General features: G+C 60.6%; 18 protein-coding genes and 1 pseudogene. 12 read left to right on the top strand and 7 right to left on the bottom strand.

Going from position 1 to position 23,559, the window contains the following annotated elements; all coding sequences use genetic code 11:
- Positions 1–231: 231 nt before the first annotated feature.
- Positions 232–1,167 (bottom strand): thioredoxin-disulfide reductase, encoded by a 936-nt coding sequence (gene trxB / locus Q0J85_RS06895; RefSeq protein WP_294479580.1) that lies wholly within the window; start codon positions 1,165–1,167, stop codon positions 232–234.
- Between the two features lie 22 nt (positions 1,168–1,189).
- Entirely contained in the window at positions 1,190–3,085 is a 1,896-nt protein-coding gene (asnB, locus tag Q0J85_RS06890; RefSeq protein ID WP_294479577.1) for an asparagine synthase (glutamine-hydrolyzing), read from the bottom strand.
- Positions 3,086–3,206: 121 nt separating this feature from the next.
- Here asnB and thiL point away from each other — a divergent pair, with 121 nt between their 5' ends.
- From thiL to Q0J85_RS06875, 3 genes are read left to right on the top strand one after another with little or no spacing between them, the layout of a single operon-like run.
- On the top strand, positions 3,207–4,094 hold the full coding sequence (gene thiL / locus Q0J85_RS06885; RefSeq protein WP_294479575.1) for a thiamine-phosphate kinase: 888 nt from the start codon (positions 3,207–3,209) through the stop codon (positions 4,092–4,094).
- Positions 4,084–4,524 (top strand): tRNA (adenosine(37)-N6)-threonylcarbamoyltransferase complex ATPase subunit type 1 TsaE, encoded by a 441-nt coding sequence (gene tsaE / locus Q0J85_RS06880; protein ID WP_294479569.1) that lies wholly within the window; start codon positions 4,084–4,086, stop codon positions 4,522–4,524. The genes thiL and tsaE overlap by 11 nt, the downstream gene beginning before the upstream one ends.
- A complete protein-coding gene (locus Q0J85_RS06875) occupies positions 4,521–5,279 on the top strand; it encodes a CPBP family intramembrane glutamic endopeptidase (RefSeq protein ID WP_294479568.1) in 759 nt (252 codons plus the stop codon). The genes tsaE and Q0J85_RS06875 overlap by 4 nt, the downstream gene beginning before the upstream one ends.
- Positions 5,280–5,342: 63 nt before the next feature.
- Here the strand turns inward: Q0J85_RS06875 and dapA are convergent, their stop codons facing one another.
- On the bottom strand, positions 5,343–6,215 hold the full coding sequence (gene dapA / locus Q0J85_RS06870) for a 4-hydroxy-tetrahydrodipicolinate synthase (protein WP_294479566.1): 873 nt from the start codon (positions 6,213–6,215) through the stop codon (positions 5,343–5,345).
- Between the two features lie 185 nt (positions 6,216–6,400).
- On the opposite strand from dapA, the gene Q0J85_RS06865 reads away from it, so the two are divergent.
- Positions 6,401–6,913, top strand: coding sequence for a hypothetical protein (locus Q0J85_RS06865; protein WP_294479564.1), 513 nt, complete (start codon positions 6,401–6,403; stop codon positions 6,911–6,913).
- Between the two features lie 79 nt (positions 6,914–6,992).
- Here Q0J85_RS06865 and Q0J85_RS06860 read toward each other — a convergent pair whose 3' ends face one another.
- Positions 6,993–7,946: a hypothetical protein gene (locus Q0J85_RS06860; protein ID WP_294479560.1), complete on the bottom strand. Its 954-nt coding sequence runs from the start codon at positions 7,944–7,946 to the stop codon at positions 6,993–6,995.
- 102 nt (positions 7,947–8,048) lie between these two features.
- On the bottom strand, positions 8,049–9,875 hold the full coding sequence (locus Q0J85_RS06855; protein ID WP_294479558.1) for an RNB domain-containing ribonuclease: 1,827 nt from the start codon (positions 9,873–9,875) through the stop codon (positions 8,049–8,051).
- Between the two features lie 128 nt (positions 9,876–10,003).
- Between Q0J85_RS06855 and Q0J85_RS06850 the strand changes: the two genes are divergently transcribed.
- From Q0J85_RS06850 to Q0J85_RS15455, 3 genes and pseudogenes are all read left to right on the top strand, one after another.
- Positions 10,004–10,597, top strand: coding sequence for a GNAT family N-acetyltransferase (locus tag Q0J85_RS06850; protein WP_294479555.1), 594 nt, complete (start codon positions 10,004–10,006; stop codon positions 10,595–10,597).
- A gap of 3 nt (positions 10,598–10,600) precedes the next feature.
- Positions 10,601–11,107: a hypothetical protein gene (locus Q0J85_RS06845; protein WP_294479552.1), complete on the top strand. Its 507-nt coding sequence runs from the start codon at positions 10,601–10,603 to the stop codon at positions 11,105–11,107.
- Positions 11,108–11,115: 8 nt separating this feature from the next.
- Positions 11,116–12,162 (top strand): annotated as a pseudogene (locus tag Q0J85_RS15455) (glycoside hydrolase family 36 protein); the annotation flags it as partial.
- Positions 12,163–12,689: 527 nt separating this feature from the next.
- Here Q0J85_RS15455 and Q0J85_RS06835 read toward each other — a convergent pair.
- Positions 12,690–14,711: a phosphoethanolamine transferase gene (locus Q0J85_RS06835; protein WP_367274618.1), complete on the bottom strand. Its 2,022-nt coding sequence runs from the start codon at positions 14,709–14,711 to the stop codon at positions 12,690–12,692.
- A 175-nt stretch (positions 14,712–14,886) separates the two neighbouring features.
- Here Q0J85_RS06835 and Q0J85_RS06830 point away from each other — a divergent pair, with 175 nt between their 5' ends.
- The 4 genes from Q0J85_RS06830 (at position 14,887) to Q0J85_RS06815 (ending at position 21,465) form a co-directional block, all read left to right on the top strand.
- Positions 14,887–16,320, top strand: a complete 1,434-nt coding sequence (locus Q0J85_RS06830) for a glycosyltransferase (RefSeq protein ID WP_294479547.1) — start codon at positions 14,887–14,889, stop codon at positions 16,318–16,320.
- A 160-nt stretch (positions 16,321–16,480) separates the two neighbouring features.
- The gene (locus Q0J85_RS06825; protein ID WP_294479544.1) at positions 16,481–17,641 is read left to right on the top strand and encodes a substrate-binding domain-containing protein; all 1,161 of its coding nucleotides are present in this window, start codon (positions 16,481–16,483) and stop codon (positions 17,639–17,641) included.
- On the top strand, positions 17,638–18,402 hold the full coding sequence (locus Q0J85_RS06820; RefSeq protein WP_294479542.1) for a DUF1559 domain-containing protein: 765 nt from the start codon (positions 17,638–17,640) through the stop codon (positions 18,400–18,402). The genes Q0J85_RS06825 and Q0J85_RS06820 overlap by 4 nt, the downstream gene beginning before the upstream one ends.
- Before the next feature lie 15 nt (positions 18,403–18,417).
- A complete protein-coding gene (locus Q0J85_RS06815; protein ID WP_294479539.1) occupies positions 18,418–21,465 on the top strand; it encodes a right-handed parallel beta-helix repeat-containing protein in 3,048 nt (1,015 codons plus the stop codon).
- Between the two features lie 147 nt (positions 21,466–21,612).
- Here the strand turns inward: Q0J85_RS06815 and Q0J85_RS06810 are convergent, their stop codons facing one another.
- Positions 21,613–22,851, bottom strand: a complete 1,239-nt coding sequence (locus Q0J85_RS06810; protein ID WP_294479537.1) for a sugar MFS transporter — start codon at positions 22,849–22,851, stop codon at positions 21,613–21,615.
- 137 nt (positions 22,852–22,988) lie between these two features.
- Here Q0J85_RS06810 and Q0J85_RS06805 point away from each other — a divergent pair, with 137 nt between their 5' ends.
- Complete coding sequence (locus tag Q0J85_RS06805) at positions 22,989–23,498, top strand: O-acetyl-ADP-ribose deacetylase (RefSeq protein ID WP_294479533.1); 510 nt, start codon at positions 22,989–22,991, stop codon at positions 23,496–23,498.
- The last annotated feature ends 61 nt before the right edge of the window (positions 23,499–23,559 follow it).

Genomic DNA, 23,559 nt, shown 5'->3' with positions numbered 1-23,559 from the left:
ATTTCGTCAAGTATCGGATTGATTTTAGGATCGGAAATAAAAAAATTGCATTGTACTGCCTCGACAAGCGGATAACGGCCGGGAAATAACCGCATTCGGAGAGTCGGCACTCGATTTGAACCCGGCTCTCATGCCCGAAAGGGGAGAAAAACAGCCGGAGAAAGTCGAGCGCACTCGCAAAAAAAAGGCGACCCTCAAAAGAGAGTCGCCGCTTGATCGTTTCCTGATTTCTCAATGCCGATGGCGGGATTCAAGGTAGCGCTCCGCGTCAATTCCCGCTTTGCAACCCATCCCCGCAGCGGAAATCGCCTGGCGATAGCGCGGATCTGCACAGTCTCCCGCAGCGAAAACTCCTGCAAGTTTCGTCATCGAAGTATCCCCCTTGAGAACCACATAGCCCGCGGCGTCCGTGTCGATGAACGCCTTGAAGAGTCCCGTGTTCGGCACGTGGCCGAGCGCGACAAAAACCGCGTTGCACGCAAGTTCCGAGACTTCGCCGGTCTTGTTGTTCCGAATACGCAATCCCGTCACCTTGTTCTCGCCGAGGATCTCTTCGACTTCACTCGACCAGACGAATTCGATCTTCGGATTCGCTTTCGCCCGTTCCGCCATGATCGGCGACGCACGCAGCTCGTCACGCCGATGCACCACATACACCCTGCTCGCAAAGTGCGTGAGAAACGTCGCCTCCTCCATCGCGGAATCGCCTCCGCCAAGCACCGCTACCGGAACATCCTTGTAGAAAGCCCCGTCGCAGGTCGCACAGGCGGAAACCCCCTTGTTCCGCAGCCGTTCTTCGGACGGAATTCCAAGATAACGCGGGCTCGCACCGGTCGCGAGAATCAGCGCTTCCGTTTCAATCGTTTCGCCGGAGGAGAGTTTCAGCGTTTGAATCCCCCCGTCCGTAAGTTGAAATTCAACGATTTCATCATACTCGACCCGGGCACCGAACCGCTCCGCCTGCTGCTGCATTCCCATTACCAGGTCGTAGCCCGTAATCCCCTCGGGAAAGCCCGGGAAGTTCTCCACATGCGTGGTCTGAGTCAGCAGCCCCCCCGGAACCGATCCGGCCAGAATAAGCGGATTCAGATTCGCGCGCGCTGCATAAATCGCGGCAGTGTAACCCGCCGGCCCGCTGCCGACGATGACGAGCTTTTCCTGTATCATGATCGTTTCTCCTCTTCGTTAGTCAGTTGCGTTCCAGAAACAGCGAGAAAATCAGAAGATTCCACAGCAGATAACTGTAATCGCGCTTCCCGGAAAGATGTTCTTTCCAGAGGCTTTCAACCGTTTCGCGCCGGAAGTATTCTCCATTGCAGAGTTTCCCGTCGAACAGTGCCTGTTCCGCCGCACTGCGCCAGTCGCGGCGAAGCCACGCAGCAACCGGGACTCCGAATCCTTTTTTGGCTCGTCCGCTGATTTCACGCGGCAGCACATCCTTGAACGCTTCGCACAGAATGCGTTTGCGTTTCGTGCCGCGCAATTTGTAGGAGAGCGGCAGCCGGGCCGCGAATTCCACGACCTCCCGATCGAGAAATGGAGACCGCACTTCAAGCGAATACATCATCGAGGCGATGTCCACTTTCGTGAGAATGTCGCCCGGCAGATAGGTGTGCATGTCGATTTCCGAGAGCCGCTCAATTTGATTCACCGAGGTCAGCTCCCATTGGAGAGCATCGAAAAGTTCTGCGGAGTTGCGGTTTGCCGCCGCCCGGAGTTTTTCCCCGAACAACGTCTGTTTGAGCGACGCGCCGCACCGGTCCAGCAGCGTGAAATAACGCTGCTCTTTCGTCGCGGCCATAACCCGGAGAAAGCGGCGCAGCCGCCCGGAAAGAGTACGCTCCCCCCCGTCTGGAATCAGGCCGCTTGCCGCTTTGAGCAGCGGCCGCTGCAGGAAACCCGGCAGCAGCGAGAAGCGGGACGCCCAGCGAAGCGCAAGATACCGTTCGTAACCGCAGAAGATTTCATCCGCACCGTCGCCGGAGAGCGCAACCTTGACTCCGGACGCGGCAAATTCCGACAGACGCGCCGTCGGCAGGATCGAGGCGTCCGCATAAGGTTCGCCGCAATGGGCGCAGAGTTTCTCCAGCAGCGTGAAATCTCCCGGATTTACGACCCGCTCCATATGGACGATTCCTCCGCCGGTCCGCTGGTTGATCGCCGAAGCGGCCCGGGCGGCGAATGTGCGTTCATCGTATTTCGTTTCGTTGAATCCGATGGTATAGGCGTTTGTTTTCTCCGGAAGTCGTTTCGATGCCGCGATCGCCGTGATGATCGTCGAATCGATGCCGCCGGAGAGGAAAGTTCCGACCGGCACATCCGCCATGAGGCGGCGTTCGACCGATTTTTCAACCAATCCGCGCAGAGTCCGGGCGGCTTCGTCGAACGGCTCGGTCAGCTTCAGCGAGTGATCGAGATGCCAGTAGCTGCGGATGGAAGTCGTCCCCTCGTTCAATCGGAATTCAAGCTGATGTCCCGGCGCAAGTTTATGGACGTTGCGGTAGATGGTCCCCGGCCCCGGAATGTACTGGAAACTCAGGTAGTCGCTCACGGCGTTCACGTCGAGTTCCGTCGGCATTTTCGGATGACATTTGAGCGCGGAGAATTCGCTGGCGAAAACCAGTGTCCCGTTCGTCATGAAGTAGAGCAGCGGTTTCTGACCGAGCCGGTCGCGGGCGAGCAGCAGCCGCCGGGTCTTCGCATTGTAGACGGCGAATGCAAACATCCCCTCAAGCAGCCGCACGCACTCTCCGCCGAGCTCTTCGTAGAGATGGACGATCACTTCGGTGTCGGTGGCGGAACGGAATGTGTGACCGCGAGCCGTGAGTTCATCCCGCAATCTGCGGAAGTTGTAGATCTCGCCATTGAAAACCGCTATGACGCTGCCGTCCTCGTTCTTGAACGGTTGAGTGCCGTTTTCCAGGTCGAGGATCGACAGCCGCCGATGGCCGAACGCGACCTGCTCGTCAAGGTAAATCCCCGAGGCGTCGGGACCGCGGTGAACGAGTGCGGCGTTCATCGCCGCGATGATTTCACCAGCGGCGGGATCGCCGCGGTGGTTGACGATTCCGGCAATCCCGCACATGACAACTCCGATGAATAAAATAGATCAATAACCGGCAAAAAAACACTCTCTTATTAATATACCCGGGATTCATCGCCATTTCAAGTTGACTTCCGCCCCGGGAGGAGGTATATTGAACATCATGCCGGATGAACTGGAAATCTTGAGACAACTGCTCCCGACCCTGCCGCAGGCCGGATCGGTCGTCGTCGGCCCGGGTGATGATTGTGCCGCGCTCGAATGGAGTTCGGACGGGCTGCTGCTGGCGGCCGTCGATCAGCTTATCGGCGGGGTTCATTATTTCCGGGAATCGACTCCGCCGCGGCAGGCCGGGCGGAAGCTGCTCTGCCGGAATCTGAGCGACATCGCCGCGATGGGCGGTTATCCGTTCTGGGCTTTGTTGACGGTCGCCTCTTCGGGGCGGGCGTCCGACTGGGTTCTCGAGTTCTGTCGCGGCGTTTCCGACTGTGGGCGCGAATACGGGGTTTCGGTGGTCGGCGGGGACATCGCCTCGCTGCCGGTCGAGGGGGAGGTCGCCACGTTGACCATTCTCGGAATGGTGCGGCGCGGCGAAGTCGTGCGTCGAAGCGGAGCGTCCCCGGGGGACTGGCTTTATGTCACGGGTGAACTCGGCAATTCGCTTGCGAGCGGTCATCATCTTGACTTTTCGCCCCGTCTCGCCGAGGGAAGATTCCTGGCCGAAAGGCATTACGCTTCGGCGATGCTCGACGTGTCGGACGGGCTTCTGCTCGATGCGCGCCGCCTGGCCGAATCGTCCGGCGTCCGGCTGCTCGTCGATCCGGCGAAACTGCCGCTGCGGCAGGGTGCCGACTGCAATGGCGCGCTCACCGACGGCGAGGATTATGAATTGCTCTTCACGGTTTCGCCGGAGCGGGCCGGAGAACTTGAACAGAACTGGAATTTCGGGCAACTGACCCGGATCGGCGTTGTGGAGTCCGGCTCGCCGGACGTGACCGATCCTGATGGTAACCCGTTGTCCGTAAACGGGAAGTACGGTTATGAACATTGAAAAGAAAATCATCAGCCATTCCGAAGATGAGACCGAAGCGTTTGCCGTTGCTCTCGCGCGGGAACTCCCGCGCGGAACGGTCATCGCGCTCGAGGGAGACCTCGGGGCAGGGAAAACCGTGTTTTCGCGCGGTTTCGCGCGCGGACTCGGAATCACGGAACCGGTGTCGAGTCCGACCTACACGATCGTACAGGAGTATCCGCTGCCGGTGGGGAGGGGAATGCTTTATCACCTTGACCTCTACCGGATCGGGAATTCCGCCTCGGCGCTCGCGTTCGGGGTGGACGAATTTCTCAACGATCCGGAGTCGGTCGCTCTCGTCGAGTGGCCGGAGCGCATTGCCGACATCCTGCCGCCTGGAATGAGGGTCGTGCGGATCCGGCACCTCTCCGATACGGAACGCGAAATCATCCTGGAGGCCGGTGCGTGATCCGGTCTGGCCACATTTTCCACCGGCTTGGTCAAATCCCGTGGCGGTGTGAACTCGACTGGCCGATTCTGCTTTTTGCCCTTTTCGGAGGGTTCGGAGCGGCGTTGCTGGGCGCCATGGGCGGATCCCTGCTCGGAAGTCTGATCCCGCTGGGGGATCCGGCCATGCCGATGGCGGTGATGTCGATCGGCCAGGGAGTGGCTGCTTCGGTTTTTCTGCTGGTGGTTCTGGGCTTGTTCCCGCCGAAAGGGGAGTTTTCCGCCAAACTCGGCATCCGTCCGCTCAGATGCGGCGACTTCCTGGCTGTGGTGGTTGGCATGGCGGCGATTCTGCTGGTCGGAAACAGCGTCACGGCCGGCTGGCAGGCGCTGCTCGAGTGGCTCGGAATCTCCTACGAGGAAAAGCAGGATCTCGTCAGGATCATGGCCGGGGCGGGACCCGTGGCGCAGGCCGGGCTGGTATTCGGCACGGTCATCTGCGCGCCGATTTCCGAGGAGATCTTCTTTCGCCGCGTTCTCTATGGACTGTTGCGACCGCTGGGGGCGGTTTCGTCGGTTCTGCTGTGTTCGCTGATTTTTTCTCTCATCCACTTCTTTCTGCTCGGGATTCCCGCACTGTTTGTGATGGGGCTGACGTTTCAGGTGATTTATCTGGTTCGGGGCAATCTTCTGAGCGCGATGTTGATGCACGGTGTTATGAATCTGACCGTATGCGTCTCAACGCTGTGGTTTCCGGAAGCGGCATTTCTCTTTTGAACATCAAAAAATCCGCACTCTTTCACGCGGAAAGAGTGCGGACGCATGGCAGTGGTTGTTCGATCAGAGCATGCCGCAGCGCTTCATGGTAGCGGCGAGCTTTTCGCGATGTTCCGGGGAGAGTTCGCACAACGGCAACCGGTACTCCTCGGCCATGAGACCGACCATCGCCATCGCGGCCTTGATCGGAATCGGATTGGTTTCAATGAACTGATCGCGGAAGAACGGGTAATATTTGCGGTGGTATTCGAGCGCTTTCGCGAAATCCCCCGCGAGCGCGGCCTTGACCATCGCGCTCATCTCGCCGGGAACGATGTTCGAGGTGACGCTGATGATCCCTTTCGCGCCGACCGCGATCATCGGCAGCGTCAGAGAATCGTCGCCCGAGAGCACTGTGATGTCGCAGAGATCGAGAATCGTCGAAACGCGGTCGACGCTCCCGGCCGCCTCTTTGACCGCCCGGATCACCGGATTCTTCGCGAGGCGTGCGACGGTCGTTTCCGCGATCGGGACTCCGCTGCGCCCCGGCACGTTGTAGAGCACGATCGGCAGCCCGACCTTGTCCGCGACCGTCGAGAAGTGGCGGTAGAGCCCCTCCTGCGTCGGCTTGTTGTAGTAGGGCGTCACCTGCAGCGAGGCGTCCGCGCCGATCGCTTTCGCCTCGGCCGTGAGATAGACCGCCTCCTGCGTGGAGTTCGCGCCGGTCCCGGCGATCACCTGGCAGCGGCCGGCGGAAACCTCAACGACGGTCTCGATGACTTTCAGATGCTCTTCCGGGCTCAGGGTCGGGGATTCACCGGTGGTGCCGACCGGGACGATACCGCTTACGTTGCCTGCGATCTGGAGTTCTACCAGCTTCTTCAGCGCCTCATAGTCGACCTCTCCATTGCGGAACGGTGTCACGAGCGCGGTATAAACTCCTGCGAAATTCATCATTTTCATAGCTCCGGAAAATTGTTGTATGTCCACATGTCCCATATCAGGCGGAAAGACTCCGCAAAGTTTGTCTTATTTAAAATAATGCGTCGCTCCGGTAAAATCAATCTTATTTCGCGATTTGATTTGAAAAATCCGCGTTCACCGGCTAACTTATGAAACAAAAACGGGGAGATGGTGCCATCATGATGAAACGGGATCTTTTGTTATTCGCCCTGACGCTGCTTCTGGCCGGGTGCGTGAACTTCGAGTACAAGGGGGAAAGTGCGGCTCCGGAGACGGAAGAGGTCACGGTGTTCACCGATGCCGCGAGGATCCGCCGCGCCTACCGCGTGCTCGGCGAGGCGACCGCCTCCGGGGACTATCGGGATGTGAGTCGCGACCGGCTGCTCGACAAACTCAAGCGCGAAGCCGGCGCACGCGGTGCGGATGCGGTTCTGATTACCGGGCAGGAGGTCGTGCCGAAATCGGAATCGCGCAGCATGGAGCCGCGTTTCAACACCGCCGGCAGTTACGACGGCAATGCGAGCAACTGGCGGCAGATTCAGGACGATGTCGATATGAATTACGGCAGCATGCGCGGCAGCCTCGAGGAGGTTTCCGTCAATGCCCGCTACGTCCGTGTCCTGCGGGCCGAGTTCCTGAAGTACAATGGCGAAAACCCGCCTCTCGAAGTCGTAGAGCCTGCGGCGGAATGAGATTCAAACCCTTTCTCCGATCCCGGAATGAAAAAAGCGCCCCGTCAAAAGGGCGCTTTTTCGTTGAGCGGACAGACGCTCACTGAGGACGGCGGCGACGCGGCTGTTTGCGGAAGCTGACGTTCTCCCCATGATGATCGACTCCCGCGGCAAAGAGCACCGCCGAAGTCGCCGCGACGGCGATGTTGCGGGCGAGCAGCTGCCGGTTATGCGGATCGACTTCGCCCTGGAGTTCCGCTTCCCGCACGAGCGTGAAACTGCGGTCGGCGTTCAGGTAGACCAGTCCCCAGCCGGCGGCGATTTCGTCCGGAGCGATCAGCCCGGCCGGAACCGCCAGATAGCAGAGATCGGCGGCGCCGGCGCTGCGAATGTGTTCGAGGCGGCTGCCCTGATGCAGCGTGTGCTGAAGTTTCTCGAGTTTCCGGCGCAGTTTCTGGTAGGCGCTGTTCCGGCTCGAGGCGTAATCCCAGGAACGGAATTCGCTGAAGAGATCGTTCGTCGAAGCGAGTTCCGGTTCCGTTGCGCGGATTTCCGCTTCGAGTTTCTCCTTTTCACCGCGCAGATCGTGGATCGCTTCGAGCAGCGCTTTCTGGTCGACGCAGTCGCAGAAACAGTTGTCGGTCTGATCGAAGAACACGACCGCTGCCGTGCGGACCACCTCCCGGTTCCGGGTGTTCCCGCCGAGCCAGAATCCGGCGGCCGTCACCTGGTATTTGATCTGGCGCACCGGCACTGAAGTCGCAATCGCGTCCGGCGAGAGCGACGCGAGAAATCCGACGCAAAGCTGATGAAAATCATTTCGGGTCAGCGCTTTCGGCGGGGGCACTTTCGCCGGTTCCGGCGCGGCGGCTTCCGGCTCTTCCGCAGTCGCGGCGTTTTCCGGCTCCGGCTTCGGTTTCAACTCCGGTTCCGGTTCAAACTCCGGTGCGGTTTCGGCAGGCTGCTGCCGTTCTTTTTCCGTTTCCGCGAGCTGCTGTTCCCTCACGGATTCGGCGTAGCTGAAAAGATCGAAATCACTGTCTGTTTCGTTCATATGCGTTCCCTGTTGTTCCGGTATAAGATAACACGGGTGTATGGATTTTTCCACCGGAAATGTATTGCATTCACAGGATTTTGCCGATTTCCGAACCGCGTTTCAGAGAATGCGGAAATTCGTGCTCCCTGCGGCCGGGTCGGAGCGGGTCAGCTGAACCGGAACGGGTTCTCCGAGCGTGATTTTTCCGCCGAACCGGTTCTTGAACTCAAAGGCGAGTTCCGGGATGAGATAGGTCAGCCGTTCATCCTGCCGCAGGACCGGAATCGCATCGGTCCGGTACTCCGGCTGCTGCGCGAGGAACACCTGCGTCCAGAATTCGTTCGCCTGCCGTTCGAGCCGGCGGCGGGTCAGCGCCTCGCGCTCGGAGACCGCGAGACGCGCTTCGAGATACTCCGCCGTCAGCGGCTCTTCACCTTTGATGACGCGGCGCAGCTGCTGGTGCGCGAGCAGATCCCCGTAGCGGCGCAACGGACTGGTCACCCTCGCATAACAGTCGAGGCCGAGTCCCGCGTGCGGCGCGGCGCTTGTGCTCACCACGCTCGGCGGACAGCTGCGGCGCAGCGCGAACATCGCGGCGATTCCCGTTCCCGTCGCGGCGGACTCCTCCGGTTCGGGCGGAACCTGAGTCGCAAACGGGAGAGGCAAGTCATGTTCGACGGCGTATTTCGCTGCGGCCGATCCGGCCGCGAGCATCGCATTGGCGACGAGTTCGCGTTCGGGGGTGATTCCGAGCGGGGTGATCTTCACTTCCCGGTTTTCCACCCGGATCTTGACTTCCGGCAGGTCGATGAACAGCGCTCCGTCCGCTTTGCGCCGTGCCTTGAAGCGTTCGAGCATCGGACGCAGTTCGCGCAGCGGGGACTCCTCCCAGTGCGCGGCCGCGCCGCCGTAGGTCAGCCGCTCGACGCGGACGGTGGAGAGCACCATCTTTTCGAGCGTTGCGCTGCCGTCTTCCGCGATGCGGATCGCAAACGAGATCGCCGGACTCACCGGCTGGAGTCCGAGGCCGAAGAGCGTCGTCGCCCCGGCCGGGAGCATCGGAACGATTTTCTCCGGCAGATAGAGATTTTCGCCGCGGTTCATCGCCTCGTCGTCGGCGGGTGATCCCGGAGTGACGAGAGCGGCGGGATCGGCCACGTGCACCCAGAGCACTCCATCTTCGTAACTGATTGCATCATCGGGGTCGTTGCTGCCTTCGTCGTCGATCGCGAGCGCCGCGAGATGCGTGAGGTCGGTGCGCGGCTCCGGGGGGAGGGCGCCGAGCTCGATCTCCGGAGTTTCGAGATTCACTCCCATGCGCGCGGGCCACGGATCGACAAAGAGATCCCAGACGCCGAGTTTGAGCAGCAGCTCGTGCGCTTTCGGCGGAACGGCTTCGATGCCGAGTTCTCGGAGCAGACGGCTCGAGGCGGTCTCTCCGAGAGCGACCTGCTCGATCTCGCGCATGGCCGGGAGATCTTCCGGCAGCAGCGCGCCGCCGCGGATCCGTTCGAGGAGTTCCGCCCGCCGGAGCTGTCTGGCCTCTTTCTCCCGGAGTGCCGCGAGCGACTCGGCGATCTCCTCCTGACTCCGGGCCGTCACACCGGTTTCGATCGAGCCGGTGAAATAGATCCCCTCCTGCAGCAGCATCCATGCCGAGTAGTACGCCTCGGGACTGCGGGTCCCGTATGCGAGCTCCGCAAAATCTCCGAACGGGAGCGTCTCGCCCTCCATGAGCGCGGAGAGCTCCTGTGCGTCTGGAGCGGGGAGCGCGGCCGGCGGCAGCGAACGCACCGGTCCCGGATGGAGAAACTCAATGTCTTTCGGGCGGACGGACTTCGTGTCACCGCCCTCGATGCGGATCTCGATCTTCTCTTTGTTGACGGCGGTGACGGTCGCGCTCTTCGCATGGTAGAGCACGAGCGCGCCGGGATTGTATGCAGGCATGGGGGTCTCCTCGGTGATTTTTACAGATATAGTATACACCCCGGACAAAGTTTTTACAAGCCTGCACCCGATTTTCTTGCATTGTCCGGAAAGCGGCGCTATGTTACAAATAAAATGACGGAAAACAGATGAGTTCAATCAATGCAGACCGCAAGATACACAACTTTCCGGAGCGGAATATGAATGTGATTCTGAACACGCCGCGCCTTATGTTGCGCGAGATCGTGCGTGATGATCGGACCGACATGGCTGAAATCCTGCAGGATCCCGAGGCGATGTACGCCTATGAACACGCCTTTTCCAGCGGGGAGGTCGATGCGTGGCTCGACCGGCAGTTGCGGCGCTACGAGCAGGACGGTCACGGCCTCTGGGCGGTGATCTGCCGGGAGAGCGGAGCATGGCTCGGCATGTGCGGACTCACGATCCAGAATGTCGAAAATACGCGGGAGCTCGAGGTCGGTTACCTCTTCAAGCGGAGATTCTGGCATCGCGGGTATGCGCGCGAGGCGGCGGCGGGCTGTCGGGATTATGCGTTCAACGTGCTTGGCACGCCCCGTCTTGTCGCGTGTGTCCGGGTCAACAACGCGCCCTCCCGCCGCGTTGCGGAGTCTCTCGGCATGAAAGTCGAGCGGATCTTTGTGAAACACTATTACGATATGGATATGCCGCACGCACTCTACGTGCTGGAATTGCCGGGAACGGCGCACAGGAAAGGAAAATAAGATATGGCTCTTTTGAAACTGGAGTGTCCGCACTGCCACCGGCATTACACCGTCGACGAACGGGAACGCGGAGGCATTTTCGAGTGTCTCTCCTGCGGACGGTCGTTCAACGGTGCCGAGGCGACAGTGGTCGGCCGGGTCGGAGGGAACCGCACGGTTCGCATTCTCACGGCGCTGGTGCTGCTCATGGTTGTCGTGAATTTGCTGGCGTGGATCTGTCTGCTGGAGTCGATGCCGGCGGAGGAGATCAACGCGGTCGAGGTGGTTCCGACGGTCGATCCCGCCGATTTCACCGCTCTCTCCGACCGGGTCGCCGCGCTGGAAAAAAGCGCTGCCGAGCTGCGCGGCCAACTCAGGAAAATCGCAGCGGAAAAGAAAACGCTCCCCGCCTCCGCTCCCGGGGAAAATTCCGATGTGATCCGTTCGATTTTCATTCGGCTGGGCCGGCTCGAGAGTGACATCGCCCGGCTCCGGGGACGGGATCAACGCTCTGCCCCGGATGAGCTCTGACTTGGAAAATGTTTCTGCAATCCCTTAAAAATGGAGTTTTTATGAAATTTGCAACCATGATCGGCGAGATCCGGATCGCGGGAGAGCTGCGCAACTGGAATCTGGCGTGCACGAAAGAGTCCCCGGAACCGGGGGTGGAACTGGTTCACTTCGCGTTCCGCGCGCCGGAGTTGTCCGATCCGCCGAACGTGCGGCTCGAATGGCGGGTGCCTCAGCTCGATATGCAGTTCCGCTGGCATACGGCCGCGACGTTTCAACGCAACATTCCGCCGGACTGGGGCGCGCCGCTGGAATCGTCTCTGGCGTATCAGGTTCCCGCGGTCCAGCTCGGCGCTCTCGATGGGGAGAACCGCCTGACTTTCGCGCTCTCGGAGGCGTTGCGGACCGTCAAAATCAAGGCTGGAGTCTGCGAGGAGGCCAATGAGATCGCCTGCTCGATCGAACTCTTTTCCGTTCCCGAGGCGCCGCTTTCGTCCTATGAGACCGTGCTGCGCCTCGACACCCGGCATCTTTTCTACGCCGAGGTTCTGCGCCAGACGTTCCGCTGGTATGAAACCTTTCCCGAATGCACCCCCGCCGCGGTTCCCGCTGCCGCGTTCGATCCGGTTTATTCGAGCTGGTACAGCTTCCACCAGAATCTGTTCGACCGGGAACTCGAGGCCGAGTGCCGTCTCGCCGCCGCCTGCGGGATGAAAGGAATCATCGTCGACGACGGCTGGCAGACCGATGACTGCAACCGCGGTTACGCCTATTGCGGCGACTGGGAGATCTCGAAGAACCGCTTCCCCGACATGCGCGCTCATGTTGCGAAAGTTCACGAGCTCGGCATGAAGTATCTGGTCTGGTATTCGGTGCCGTTTATCGGGAAGAAGAGCCGGAATCTGGAGCGTTTCCGCGGCAAATTTCTCGCCCGGGTTGACCGGCTCGACACCTATGTGCTCGATCCGCGTTTCCCGGAAGTCCGCGCATTTCTGATCTCCATCTACGAAAACGCGCTTCGCGAGTGGGACATCGACGGATTCAAGCTCGACTTCATCGACATGTTCCGCTTCGACGGCGAGGATCCGGCCGTCAGTGAGAACTACGCCGGACGCGACATCAAGTCGCTGCCCGAGGCGGTCGACCGGCTGCTCTCGGAGACGATGGCGCACCTGAACCGGATCAAGCCGGGAATTCTCATCGAGTTCCGCCAGGCGTACATCGGTCCGGCGATCCGCAAGTACGGCAGCATGTTCCGCGCTGGCGACTGCCCCGCGGACGTGCTTTCCAACCGGGTTCGCACGATCGATCTGCGGCTGAGTTCCGGGGCGACGGCGGTCCACTCCGACATGCTCGAATGGAACAGTGCCGACTCCGCAGAGTCGGCTGCTCTGCAGTTCCTGAACATCCTCTTCTCGGTGCCGCAGATCTCTGTGCGGCTCGAGTCCCTGCCGGAACGCCATCGGGAGATGCTGCGGTTCTGGCTCGACTTCTGGAGTCGCCACCGCGAGACGCTCATGCACGGCACGCTGCGGCCGCTGCATCCGATGCTGAACTATCCGATCGTCATCGCCGACGGCGCCGACGAACAGATCGTGGCGGTTTACAATCCCGGCATGACCGTTCCGGTCGACTGTATCCCGGGGCGGCGGTGTCTGGTGGTCAACGCTTCCGGTGCGGAGGAGCTGGTGCTCGATCTCGCCTCGCGTCCCGTCTCGGCCGAGGTGTTCGACACGACCGGACGTGCCGGGGAAGCCGGAGTTCCGGAGTCGGGTCTCGCCCGAGTCCGGGTGCCGCTTTCAGGCGTGCTCTCGCTGCGCTTCTGAACGGCCGTCCCGGAGGCGACGACGGGGGGAGAGGCCAGCGGAACTCTCCCCTGCAGCGTCATCGCCCGCTCCGGAGTCAAGGCGTATTCCGGGCGGGCAATCCGCAGTTCCGGCGGCGAAAAGCGGTTGCGGATGCCCATCAAATCGAGCATCAGGTCGAAGGTCAGATCATTCGTGAAGATCCGCTGCGCGTGATTTCGCAGCACCGCTTCGAGTTCCGGCCGCTCCCGGCGCAGCTCCTCCGAGAGATAGAGCAGCATCGGAATCGCCGCCATCTCCGGCTCGAAGAGGTCGGCGGCGTGGCCGACGCCTGGAATTTCGGAGTGATCCGAGACGTAGACCGCCGCCCGGACTCGCGGATTTTTCCGGAACGAATCGATCAGCTTTTCGAGCAGGGTGTCCGTGTAGAGAACGCTTTTGTCGTAGGCGTGCCAGTCGAGCTCCGCGGCAAATCCCTCCGGGTAACGCTGGTGATAAGGCCCGTGACTGCCCATGAAGTGCAGCACGACGAGCGTGCGTTTCCCCTCGAGCAGCGGCGGCAGGTGTTTGAGCAGAGCCCCGTCCGGCCGGGCGCGCCAGAGCAGAAAATCCTCCATCGTATTGAGCCAGATCCGCCGTTTCGCGCCGGAGGCGAGTGCCGCGACCGGGGAGTCGAACCGGCCGCCCGGATATTGGTTGCTCAGGAAGATCGTTTCATAGGAGCAGTAATTCGCCGCGTCGAAGAGACTCGGGTGCGCCGAATCCTCTTCACTCTCCCCGTACTGATTGCGGGCCGTCAGCAGCATTGCAAGTACCTGCATGGTCTGGGTGTGACAGGCATACGCATTGCGCAGGAGGATGCAGTCCGCCGCCTCCGCGGCGCGACGCAGAAACGGTGTGGTGTCCCGCTCGTATCCGTAGGCGCTCGACCGGAGACGGCTGTGTGATTCCCCGAGGATCAGCACGTAGATGCCGTCGTCGCCGCTGCCGGGAGTCACGTGAAGTGCGGTCTCGGCTTTTCTGGCGTCCTCGCCAGCGGCATAACGTTCGATCACGTTGAAGTATTCCAGACTGTCGGTGAACAGCACCTTGGTCCGGTTCAGCGATTCGAGGCCGGCAAGCTCCGTCCAGACTCCGGGGAAGAACGCGAGCAGCACCACCGCGCAGACCACGGACACCGGGACCGGCGCCGGAGCGGGGGCGCCGAGCCGGTTGAGCAGAACGATCCCCGTTGCCGCCGCCGCCGCGAGCAGGAGCAGCAGCGGACAGGCCGGATCGGTGAAGAAGTAGTGGACTCCCTCCGCGAGATTCGTCTGATAAACCGCCTGAATCGAGTCGGCCGTGAACTTCCGCCCCGAGACGAGACGCCACACGAGAACGGTCAGCGGCAGCAGATAGAGCGCCCCGGCGATTCCAACCGTCGGCAGCGCCGCCAGACGTCGGAATCGCCGGGCGGCGAACTCCCCGACCGCCGTGTCCAGACACCAGCACCACCCCGCCAGCAACAGCGAGAACCCGAGCTGCTGCGACGCATAGAAGCGATCCGGCGGTGCGAAATTCAGCGCTTCGGCCACAGCCAGCAGAGGCGGAAACGCAAAATAGACAAATCTGCCCGGCCGCCGGCCGAGCAGCAGTTGCGCCGAAAGCGCCGACGAATACAGCAGCCCCGCCGCACCGAGCTTCCACCAGATGCCGGGCTCGACGTAATCTCCGGGGCAGCTGAAAATCCAGGACAGCCCTCCCGCTGCTGTCAGAGCTGCCGCGACCACCGGGATCAGACTCTTACGGAACGGAAAAAGTTTTGCGACAAATTGCCTCATCAAGTTCTCTCTGTATTCTTGAAACTCATCAATATAACCGATCGCCGGAATTTTTTCAATCGAAAGAGGGTTCCCCGTAAATCGCGTGAGAGTGAAAAATCGCAAACATTAACTTTTTGCAATGTTCCGGCAATCTATCGGCAATGTTCATGTGGTATATTGAGAAAATATACTAATGGATTGTGTCAGGTATCAGGGCTGGGACTGGGGTATGGCGGCCGTGGAGGAACGGTTATTTTCATCAGGTGGAAAACGGCGGACGACGACGCTGATCAAATACGGGACGGTGGTGTTTGTCGCGGCGGTGTTTGTGACGACGCTGTTCCATTTTTCTCTGGAAGATTTGAGCACGGTGCTTTCGCTCCGTTATTTCACGACGTTCGGGGCGGCACTGCTCGGGGTGAACGTCGGATATTATGCGTTTCTACTGATTCTGGCCTATGTCTGCTACCGGCCGCGGCGGACCTGCTCGAACGCGGAGCTGCCGAGCTGCACGGTGATCGTGCCCGCCTACAACGAGGGGAAAGCCGTGCTGCGTGCGCTCGACAGCATACTGGTTGCGGATTATCCGGCCGAGAAACTCCATGTTCTCGCCATCGATGACGGCAGCGAGGATGACACCTGGTCGTGGATTCAGTTCGCCAGTGCCCGTTCCGGAGGGAGAATCCAGGCGGTCCGGCTCGAGAAGAACGGCGGCAAGCGGCGGGCGCTCTACGAGGGAATCCGGCGGTCGGATACGGAAGTGATCGTGACGGTCGACAGCGATTCGGTTGTGGCGCCGGACGCATTGCGCATTCTCAACTCCCCGTTCCGAGACCCGAGGATTGCCGGAGTGGCGGGAAATATCCGGACGCTGAATCTCGACGACGGCATCCTGCCGCGGATGATGGATGTGAATTTCGTGTTCGGCTTTGAGATCATGCGCTCGGCGCAGAGCGTACTCGGGTCGGTTTTCTGTACGCCCGGAGCACTGAGCGCCTACCGTCGCGCGGCGCTGCTGCCGGTTCTCGACCGCTGGGTGGATCAGACGTTTCTCGGGGCGCCGGCGGGCATCGCCGAGGACCGGGCGCTGGCGACGTTTCTGCTGGAGGAGGAGCAGCGGATCGTCTTTCAGCGGAATGCGATCGCCTATACGACGCTGCCGGCCGATTACCGCACGACCTGCGGCATGCTGCTGCGCTGGGGGCGCGGGGATGTGCGCGAAACCTGTTCGATGTACCGCTTCGCATTCCGCAAACTGAACTGGTTCCAGCTTGGAATCCAGTTGAATCTGCTGGTGCACACCATCTGGATTTTCGTGCCGTTTCTGCTGCTGCCGCTGACGATCGGGGCGGCGTTTGCCGCACCGGTGGAGTTTCTGCAGGCGATTGTGCTCGGACTGGTCGGATGGTCTTCCATCCCCGCGTTTGTCTACTGCACGCGGCGCGGAAACAGCGAGGCGGTTTTCGCCTATACGTTTGCGTTTTACAAGCTGTTCTTTCTCTTCTGGCTGGCGCCGTACTGCCTGATTTCCGTGCGCAATTCCGGCTGGATGACGCGGGGGCATGTGACCGGCCGCACTCCGGCCGAGCGCCGGAAATTTCCCTCGGCCAACCGGCCGGCTGCTTGAGTCGATCAGAATACCGCGGGGAGTGGAGCGTGTCCGATGCTTCCACTCCTCTTTTTTTCTCTTTTTCCCGGTTGCCCTCTTGACTTGCGGCGATAATTTTGGTATAATATATACAGAAAACTATCTAGATATAAAACTGTAAACAGAGATGGCGGGAAACGTGGGAACTCCCAAATATGTTCAGATCGCGGAGGTGCTCCGACGCCGGATCGTGCATGGAGACTACCTTTCCGGGGCATTGCCGGGAGCTCCGAAGCTGATGCAGGAGTTCGAGACCAGTTACATGACGACCCGGCAGGCGATGCGGAAACTGGTTGATGACGGGGTCGTTGTCCAGGGGTCGAACGGGAGGCTGGAGGTTCCCGGGGCGTTCGGGGACACTCCGAAACTGCGCGTTGCCTATCTGCACCACAGCGGGATCTCGCTGAACGACAAATGGCGCAAAGCCATTTCGGGGGCCGCGCACCGATACGGATGCAGTTATCAGGACATTCCTTACAACTACAGTGACGATGCGGTGGTGTTCGAGACTCTCGACCAGAATTTCGATGTGATATTCTTTCACGTTACCCCGTTGCACCCGCTGCTGCTGGAAAAGCTCCGCCGCCGGAGTGACCGGGTTGTTTCGCTTTTTACCGATCTGACCGGTTACGGCATCCGCTGTTTCGACGGCATCAACATCGAGGCGATCGGCAATCTGGTGGAGTTTCTCCATCGGCGCGGCTGCCGGCGGATCGATTTTTTCACGGTGGAGCCCCGTCTCACGCATCCATCGCCGCGCCAGTTGCCGTGGGAACGTGCTCTGGCCAGATACGGCTGTACCGGCCGGGTCTGGGACGACCGGGTTACGCCGCCGGAGACATCTCTCGCTCACGCGATCGATTACGCCGATCGGTTGATTCGGGAAGGGGAGTTGGCAGGGGCGGACGCGATTTTCTGCACTTCGGTTGAACCGGCCCGCGGTTTGATCCGCGCTCTCGCCGATCATGGAATCCGGGTGCCGGAGGATATTGCGGTGGTTTCGTTCGGGAGTCCCGAGCAGGCCCGCACCAACACGCCGTCGATCACGGTGGTGAACACTCCCGACCTTATGCCGCTGGCCAGTCGAATCTTCGAGCACTATCTGGGGATCCATTCCGATCCCGGACGGCTTCACTACCGGTTTGAGCTGGAAGATCTCGCTCCGGAAGAGATCCTCTGGATCGGGGAGTCTACCGCGGCCGATTACCACCGGAAATCGGCGCGGAATTTCTCGCGTTGCAAACAGGAATCATTTCCCTCTGACCTCAGTTCAACGTCAAACAAGGAATGGGCATTATGAAGAAAAGGATGAATTTCACCCTCATCGAGCTCCTCGTTGTAATTGCGATTATCGCAATTCTGGCCGCGATGCTGCTGCCTGCGCTGAATCAGGCGCGGGAGCGGGCGAAATCGACCAGCTGCACGTCAAACCTGAAACAGTTGAATCTGGGGATGGCTTTCTATTCGGATACGTTCGACGGCTGGGGACGGATCATCGGTTCGACGGAGGACGAGTATTATACGAGATACTTTTTCGGTCCGATCTATTCGCCGCGCGATCGTCATACGATTCTGCCGTACATCAACGGGGGGGCAACGGTCGATATTGATCTGCTCACCACGTCCGACGTTCTCAAGATTGCGGTTTGTCCGTCCGGGCGGCGGGACGGGGATGGTGTGACTTCGCCGAACGACGAGAATTTCCCGAATGCGAGTTATTCGATGAACTGCTATCTGAACTATCAGCTCTCCGCCACGGGCGGCGCTCCGAATGCCCGCTACGGGAAACTCGCCCGGGTCAAATCCCCGTCGCAGCGTATGCTGATTGCGGAGTGTTCCAGTACGAGTATCACGGGAGCGTTCGATCGCAGAATTTCGCGTCCGGTCAACATCTATGACGGCAGCTACATTCCCCGGCGACACAACAACGGCGCAAACATCGCTTTCGTAGACGGGCACGTCGCCCGGATGAATCATGCGGAACTGCTTGCAATTCAGACGGGGAGTACCGCGGCAAAAAATCTGCCGTTCCCGTTCTGGCATGACGCGGATCGCTGGTAAGGAGGTTGAAATCCCATGAAAGCAGCCATTTCTCTTCTGTTGTTTGCCGTTGTACTTTTTTCGGCGGGCGCGGTGACCCCGCCCGCGTTCGACTGGCAGAAGCCGGGCTCGGCTTCCGATGCTCAGTTCCGGCAGTTTCAATCGGACGGTTCGATTGCAAAGCGTCCGCTGCCGGTTGTGCAGGATGAAACGCTCCGGAAACCGGTGATCGTGCTCGACGGAAAGACGATGCTGGCGATCCGGTTTCCTCAGGCGGGCGCCCAGACGGTCCGGGTGCTGATTCAGTATCCGGTTTCGCCGACGGGGGCGGTCATTTCGCGACACCGCACGGAGGACGGACGGCGCGGTTTCGAGATGGGGTTCGGCTCGAAAAATCCGTATGAGCTCGACGGCAACAAACCGACGGGACAGGTTTCCGCCGGACACCGGGACTCGATCCGGACGGTGTTCGGAAAAAATGCGCCGGAACTGAAAGCCGGGCGGTGGTACGTGTGCATTCTGCGTTTCTCTCCGGCGGAGATGCTGACGCTCGCAGTGCTCGATCATCAGACCGGCGGGGTGCTCTATCTCGGACAGGCGGAGTGCCCCGGAGTCGAGGCGATCATTCCTGAGGCGGGTGACGGACTGCTCGGGATCGGCGGCCGCCGCAACAACAGCAAAAACTGTTCCATGCTCGCTCCGGCCGGCACCCGGATCGGAGGCGTCACGGTCTGGAAAGACGCGCTGTCGGATGAAGAACTTGGAATTGCCGGAGGCGGCAGCGGCGCGGCCGCCAATCCGGCTCCGGTGACCCGGTACGTGGACGGTTCGGCCGGGGACGACCGGAATGACGGGCTGTCGCCGGAGAAGCCGCTGCGCACGATTCAGCGGGCGGCCGATCAGGTCAATCCCGGCGATACGGTGCGGATTGCGCCGGGAGTCTATTTTGAGACGGTTGAACTTGCGCGCTGCGGAACGGCTGCGCAGCCGATCACGTTCACGGCCGCAGGCGGATCGGGCAGTGTGATTCTGACCGCCGCCGACCGGGCGATCCGGGAGAAAAAGGTCCGCTTTGAACTCGTGGACGGGGAGCTCGGCATTTACAGCGCTCTCTGTGATCGCGCTCCCTCCCGGGTGCTCTGTTCCGAGATCGATCTCTATCCCTATACGACGATGGAGGGATTGAAGAGCTTTCTGGTCAAAAAAGGTTATCCCGCTCCCGAAAACGGATTCTATTTTGATGAGGCGGCGAAAAAACTTTACGTGCGGCTTCCGGCCGGGCGGTTCCGGTCGACCGATCCGAATGATCACCTGATCGCGGTTTCGCCGCCGTTCGCACCGGGTTACAACGGGCATCATATTTATCAGAAGAAAGATGCGAATTTCTTCATCTCGCCGCGGAGGCCGGTTCATGTGGTTCTGTCGGGTTTCACCTTTGAGACTCCCGGATCGGCCGGAGTGGTCACAGGCGGCAGCAACGTGGTGGTGCGTGATAGCTTTTTCAAGGGCTGCCGCGCCGGGGTGTGGGGATTCAACGATGCGGCTGCGGTTTTTGTGGAGAATTGCCACTACGATCAGGCCGCAGCCTATGACGATGTGCTCGACACGATCGCCAAATGGGGAAAAACCGATATCCAGAAAAAACATTTTTTCTATTTCTGGGCCCGGAAAGGGGGAGCCAACGTCGATACGGACAAGATGAAGAATTACGAAACCGGCATCGTCGGCGGCGTCGCCGCAAACTGGCATGTGCGGAACAACGTGATCGAAAATTCGTTCGAGGGGCTCTCCTGCTGGTGCGTCGACTGGGCGAAACATCTGCAGATCTATGGAAATTCTTTCCGGCGAATCGTCGACAATGCGATCGAGACGGAAAACCATGCGAGCGACGTCCGGATTTTCAACAACCGTTTCGAGGATGTGTTTGAACCGCTCTCCTGGCAGCCGCTCGGCGGTCGGCCGTGGCCCGGACCGGTTTACATTTATCGCAATATCGTGACCTGCACGCCCGGATTCAAACAGCTTGCGGACGGGTTGAATCCGAAGTCGTTCCGGCCGGGAGTCTTCAAGATCGGGGTTTCCGGGAGCAACTGGAAGCGTCCGGAAATGGGCGGCATCGAGGTCGAACAGATCGCGGCGCGCGTCTCCAAGCGGTTTGTGATGGCGCCGGATCCGGGATTTCTCGCGTTCAACAACACGCTGATCTGGCCGTTCGGAAATCTCTTCACGACGCCGCAGCCGGTGGTCGGCCGGGCCGTTCGCGACTTTGTCAACTTCCGGTTCTTCAACAACATCTTCGCCGTCGACCGGATGCACAAACTGCCCGAATGGCGCGGCAGTCTCATCGAATTCTACGCCAATCTCGAAATCGGGAACGACCCGGAGAATCCGCACACCGGCATCATCGCCGGAGATGGCGGCGTGCGTGCCGAGTCGCTGGAGCAGGCCGGTGTGAGCGACACGTTTCAGCTCGAAGAGAAGAGCATGGCGCGGGACAGGGGGATTCTCTATTTTGACGAGCCGGATGCCTCGGCCGATCTCGGGGCGGTGCCGGCCGGATGGAAATTCGAGATCACGGCCGGTCCGGGAACCGCGGTCGATCTGGAGAAATTGTCGCCTTTTGCCCGCAAAGTCTTCTACCATCCGACGCTGATCCGAACCGCCGGTCCGGTGCCGGGGCGCTGGGGCGTCTGGTCCGACGCGGATCTCGTGACCGTCGATCTCGGGCGGCCGCAGGCTGCGCCGCGCGGCGCGCGAATCCTCTTCCGGTTGGCGGAAGCGGAGTCGAGCAGTACGCTTTTGCGGAACGGAGCGTTTTCGATTCAGGCTGTGACGCGGAAAGGGGCGGGGTCTGTCAAGGTCGCCAATGGAGAAGAGAGCGTCGAATTCCCGCTCGGAACGGTGTCGCGCGATCTGTGGCAGACTCTGGAGATGCGTTTCTCCGATGGGAAAGTGACCGCCACGCTCAACGGAGTCGAACTCAAACCGGCGCAGTCCGATTCTCTGCCCGCGCCGAAAGCGGCCGGGAACTGGCGGACCACGATCGGCAGAAATCCGCTTTTCGACGTGGAACTGCTGCCGTAATCGCTGAAGATCGAGCTCCGCGGGTGAACCGTCAGAGCGAAGTTCCAACCGGAGCGGTCTGACGATCAAACGGGGGAGGGCTGGTCATGCGATCCCTCCGGGAACAAGCTTGATTGCGCAAGTTTGCGTTTCGCCCCGCTTCTCCCGTCATTCCGGTCGGGACGCCGGACCGGTATCGTCCGCGAGGCGTCCACCCCGAACTCCATCCACCTTGAATTCAAGCAGGAGAATCAGCGCGGCGATGGCGATCACCATCCACGGGAGCAAGCCAAAAGTGGTCCGCGCCGCGAGAAAGCCGAACGCCGCCGGGCAGAGCGCGGTCCCGAGCATCGCGCCGCCGCCCTGACAGCCGATCACCGCCGCGGCCGTGGCGTCATCGAACCGGTGCGGCGCGGCGTGCATCATCGCCGGATAGAACGACGCGAATGCGAATCCGACCAGGCCGACCGCCGCAATCGTGAGCGGAATGCACCCCGGAATCAGCATGAGCACCGCCCCGGCCGCGGCCAGCATCATGCTGTATCGGATCTGACGGCTGTTGCCGAGACGGTTTGCCACAAATCCGATGAGAAATCTCCCCGCCGAGAGCATCCCCCAGTAACCGACTACGGCATAACCTGCGGTTTCTCCGGAGACGCCGCGGCAGGTGATGAGAAACTGATAACTCCAGAGTCCCATCGAAACCTCCGCCGCACAGTAGAAAAACATCATGGCCGGGCAGCAGAGAAAGCGGAACGATCTCCACTCGGCTTTGCCGTGAATCGTCTCCACGCTTTCATTTTCCCCGGAAGAGCCTCCGTTTTCCCGCCAGAGCGGCAGCGAAAGAGCAAAGAGCGCGCCGAGCGTGATGAGCTGCACGGCCGAGACTCCCGCATAGGCGCCGCGCCAGCTCCAGCCGGCGGCGATGACCGCCGTGGCGAACATCGGACCTGCCGTCGCACCGATGCCCCAGCAGCAGTGGAGCCAGTTCATGTCGCGGCTCGTGTAGTGTTTCGCCACATAGAAGTTCATTCCGGTGTCGACCGCCCCCTGGCCGAATCCGAGCGGAACGGCAAAGACCAGCAGCAGCCAGAATGCGGGCGTAAGCGCGTAACCCAGCAGAGAAAGTCCCGTGACGAACGCACAGATCGCGAGCAGTTTCCCCGTTCCGGTCAGTCGCAGGATCGCTCCGCTGCCGAACGCCGAAATCGCCGAGCAGATGGTCAGCAGTGTAGCGATGAGCCCCGCGTGGTCGACCGGCTGGCCGAGTTCGGCGCGCATCGCGTCCCAGGCGACGCCGAGGATCGTATCCGGCAGACCGAGACTGATGAATCCGGCATAGATGATTGCGAGCAGGACGATCCGCCGTTTCTGCGGGGAGATCGCGGTGAAAAATGAGTTGTGCATGATCAGACTTTCGACTTTGGGACGCTGTGACGTTTCGGGGGGATAATATACCGTCTTCCGGACCGAATGCAAGGGGGGGCTTCTTGCGTTTCGGCGATTTCGATGATATTGTAACGGAAACACACCTGGGAGGAGATATGCGACTGGAATTCATTCAGGGAGACATCACGAAACTCGAGGTCGATGCGATTGTGAATGCGGCGAACTGTTCGCTGCTCGGAGGTGGCGGCGTGGACGGTGCGATTCACCGAGCCGCCGGTCCGGAACTCGTCGAGGCGTGCCGTCCGTTCGGCGGCTGCCGGACGGGGGAGGCGGTCATCACGCCGGGATTCCGGCTGCCGTGCCGGTTTGTGATTCACACGCCGGGGCCGGTCTGGAACGGCGGAAATCACCGCGAAGCGGAGCTGCTCGCATCCTGTTACCGGAACAGTTTGCGCCTCGCGGAGGAGAACTCCTGCCGTTCCGTCGCGTTCCCGGCGATTTCGACGGGCGTCTATCGTTTTCCGAAACGCGAAGCCGCCAAAATCGCACTGACCACGGTCCGCAACTGGTGCGGCGCACTGCCGGAAACAGTGATCTTCTGCTGCTTTTCGCCCGAAGATCTCGAAATTTACCGGGAGACAGAAAGGAACGCAGAGGCGTTTTGACGCGGAATCGGGATCGTTACCCGTCGGCCTGATTGAACTTTCCGCTGTTCAGCCCGGCTGG

The sequence above is a fragment of the uncultured Victivallis sp. genome (genome assembly GCA_944389935.1).
Lineage (GTDB): Bacteria > Verrucomicrobiota > Lentisphaeria > Victivallales > Victivallaceae > Victivallis.
This window is presented reverse-complemented; position numbering and strand designations above follow the sequence as displayed.

Excerpts from the sequence above, each read along its gene's own strand:
- trxB (WP_294479580.1), bottom strand. The coding sequence starts at position 1,167 with ATGATACAGGAAAAGCTCGTCATCGTCGGCAGCGGGCCGGCGGGTTAC.
- asnB (WP_294479577.1), bottom strand. The coding sequence starts at position 3,085 with ATGTGCGGGATTGCCGGAATCGTCAACCACCGCGGCGATCCCGCCGCT.
- thiL (WP_294479575.1), top strand. The coding sequence starts at position 3,207 with ATGCCGGATGAACTGGAAATCTTGAGACAACTGCTCCCGACCCTGCCG.
- tsaE (WP_294479569.1), top strand. The coding sequence starts at position 4,084 with ATGAACATTGAAAAGAAAATCATCAGCCATTCCGAAGATGAGACCGAA.
- dapA (WP_294479566.1), bottom strand. The coding sequence starts at position 6,215 with ATGATGAATTTCGCAGGAGTTTATACCGCGCTCGTGACACCGTTCCGC.
- Q0J85_RS06865 (WP_294479564.1), top strand. The coding sequence starts at position 6,401 with ATGATGAAACGGGATCTTTTGTTATTCGCCCTGACGCTGCTTCTGGCC.
- Q0J85_RS06860 (WP_294479560.1), bottom strand. The coding sequence starts at position 7,946 with ATGAACGAAACAGACAGTGATTTCGATCTTTTCAGCTACGCCGAATCC.
- Q0J85_RS06855 (WP_294479558.1), bottom strand. The coding sequence starts at position 9,875 with ATGCCTGCATACAATCCCGGCGCGCTCGTGCTCTACCATGCGAAGAGC.
- Q0J85_RS06850 (WP_294479555.1), top strand. The coding sequence starts at position 10,004 with ATGAGTTCAATCAATGCAGACCGCAAGATACACAACTTTCCGGAGCGG.
- Q0J85_RS06845 (WP_294479552.1), top strand. The coding sequence starts at position 10,601 with ATGGCTCTTTTGAAACTGGAGTGTCCGCACTGCCACCGGCATTACACC.
- Q0J85_RS06835 (WP_367274618.1), bottom strand. The coding sequence starts at position 14,711 with ATGAGGCAATTTGTCGCAAAACTTTTTCCGTTCCGTAAGAGTCTGATC.
- Q0J85_RS06830 (WP_294479547.1), top strand. The coding sequence starts at position 14,887 with ATGGATTGTGTCAGGTATCAGGGCTGGGACTGGGGTATGGCGGCCGTG.
- Q0J85_RS06820 (WP_294479542.1), top strand. The coding sequence starts at position 17,638 with ATGAAGAAAAGGATGAATTTCACCCTCATCGAGCTCCTCGTTGTAATT.
- Q0J85_RS06815 (WP_294479539.1), top strand. The coding sequence starts at position 18,418 with ATGAAAGCAGCCATTTCTCTTCTGTTGTTTGCCGTTGTACTTTTTTCG.
- Q0J85_RS06810 (WP_294479537.1), bottom strand. The coding sequence starts at position 22,851 with ATGCACAACTCATTTTTCACCGCGATCTCCCCGCAGAAACGGCGGATC.
- Q0J85_RS06805 (WP_294479533.1), top strand. The coding sequence starts at position 22,989 with ATGCGACTGGAATTCATTCAGGGAGACATCACGAAACTCGAGGTCGAT.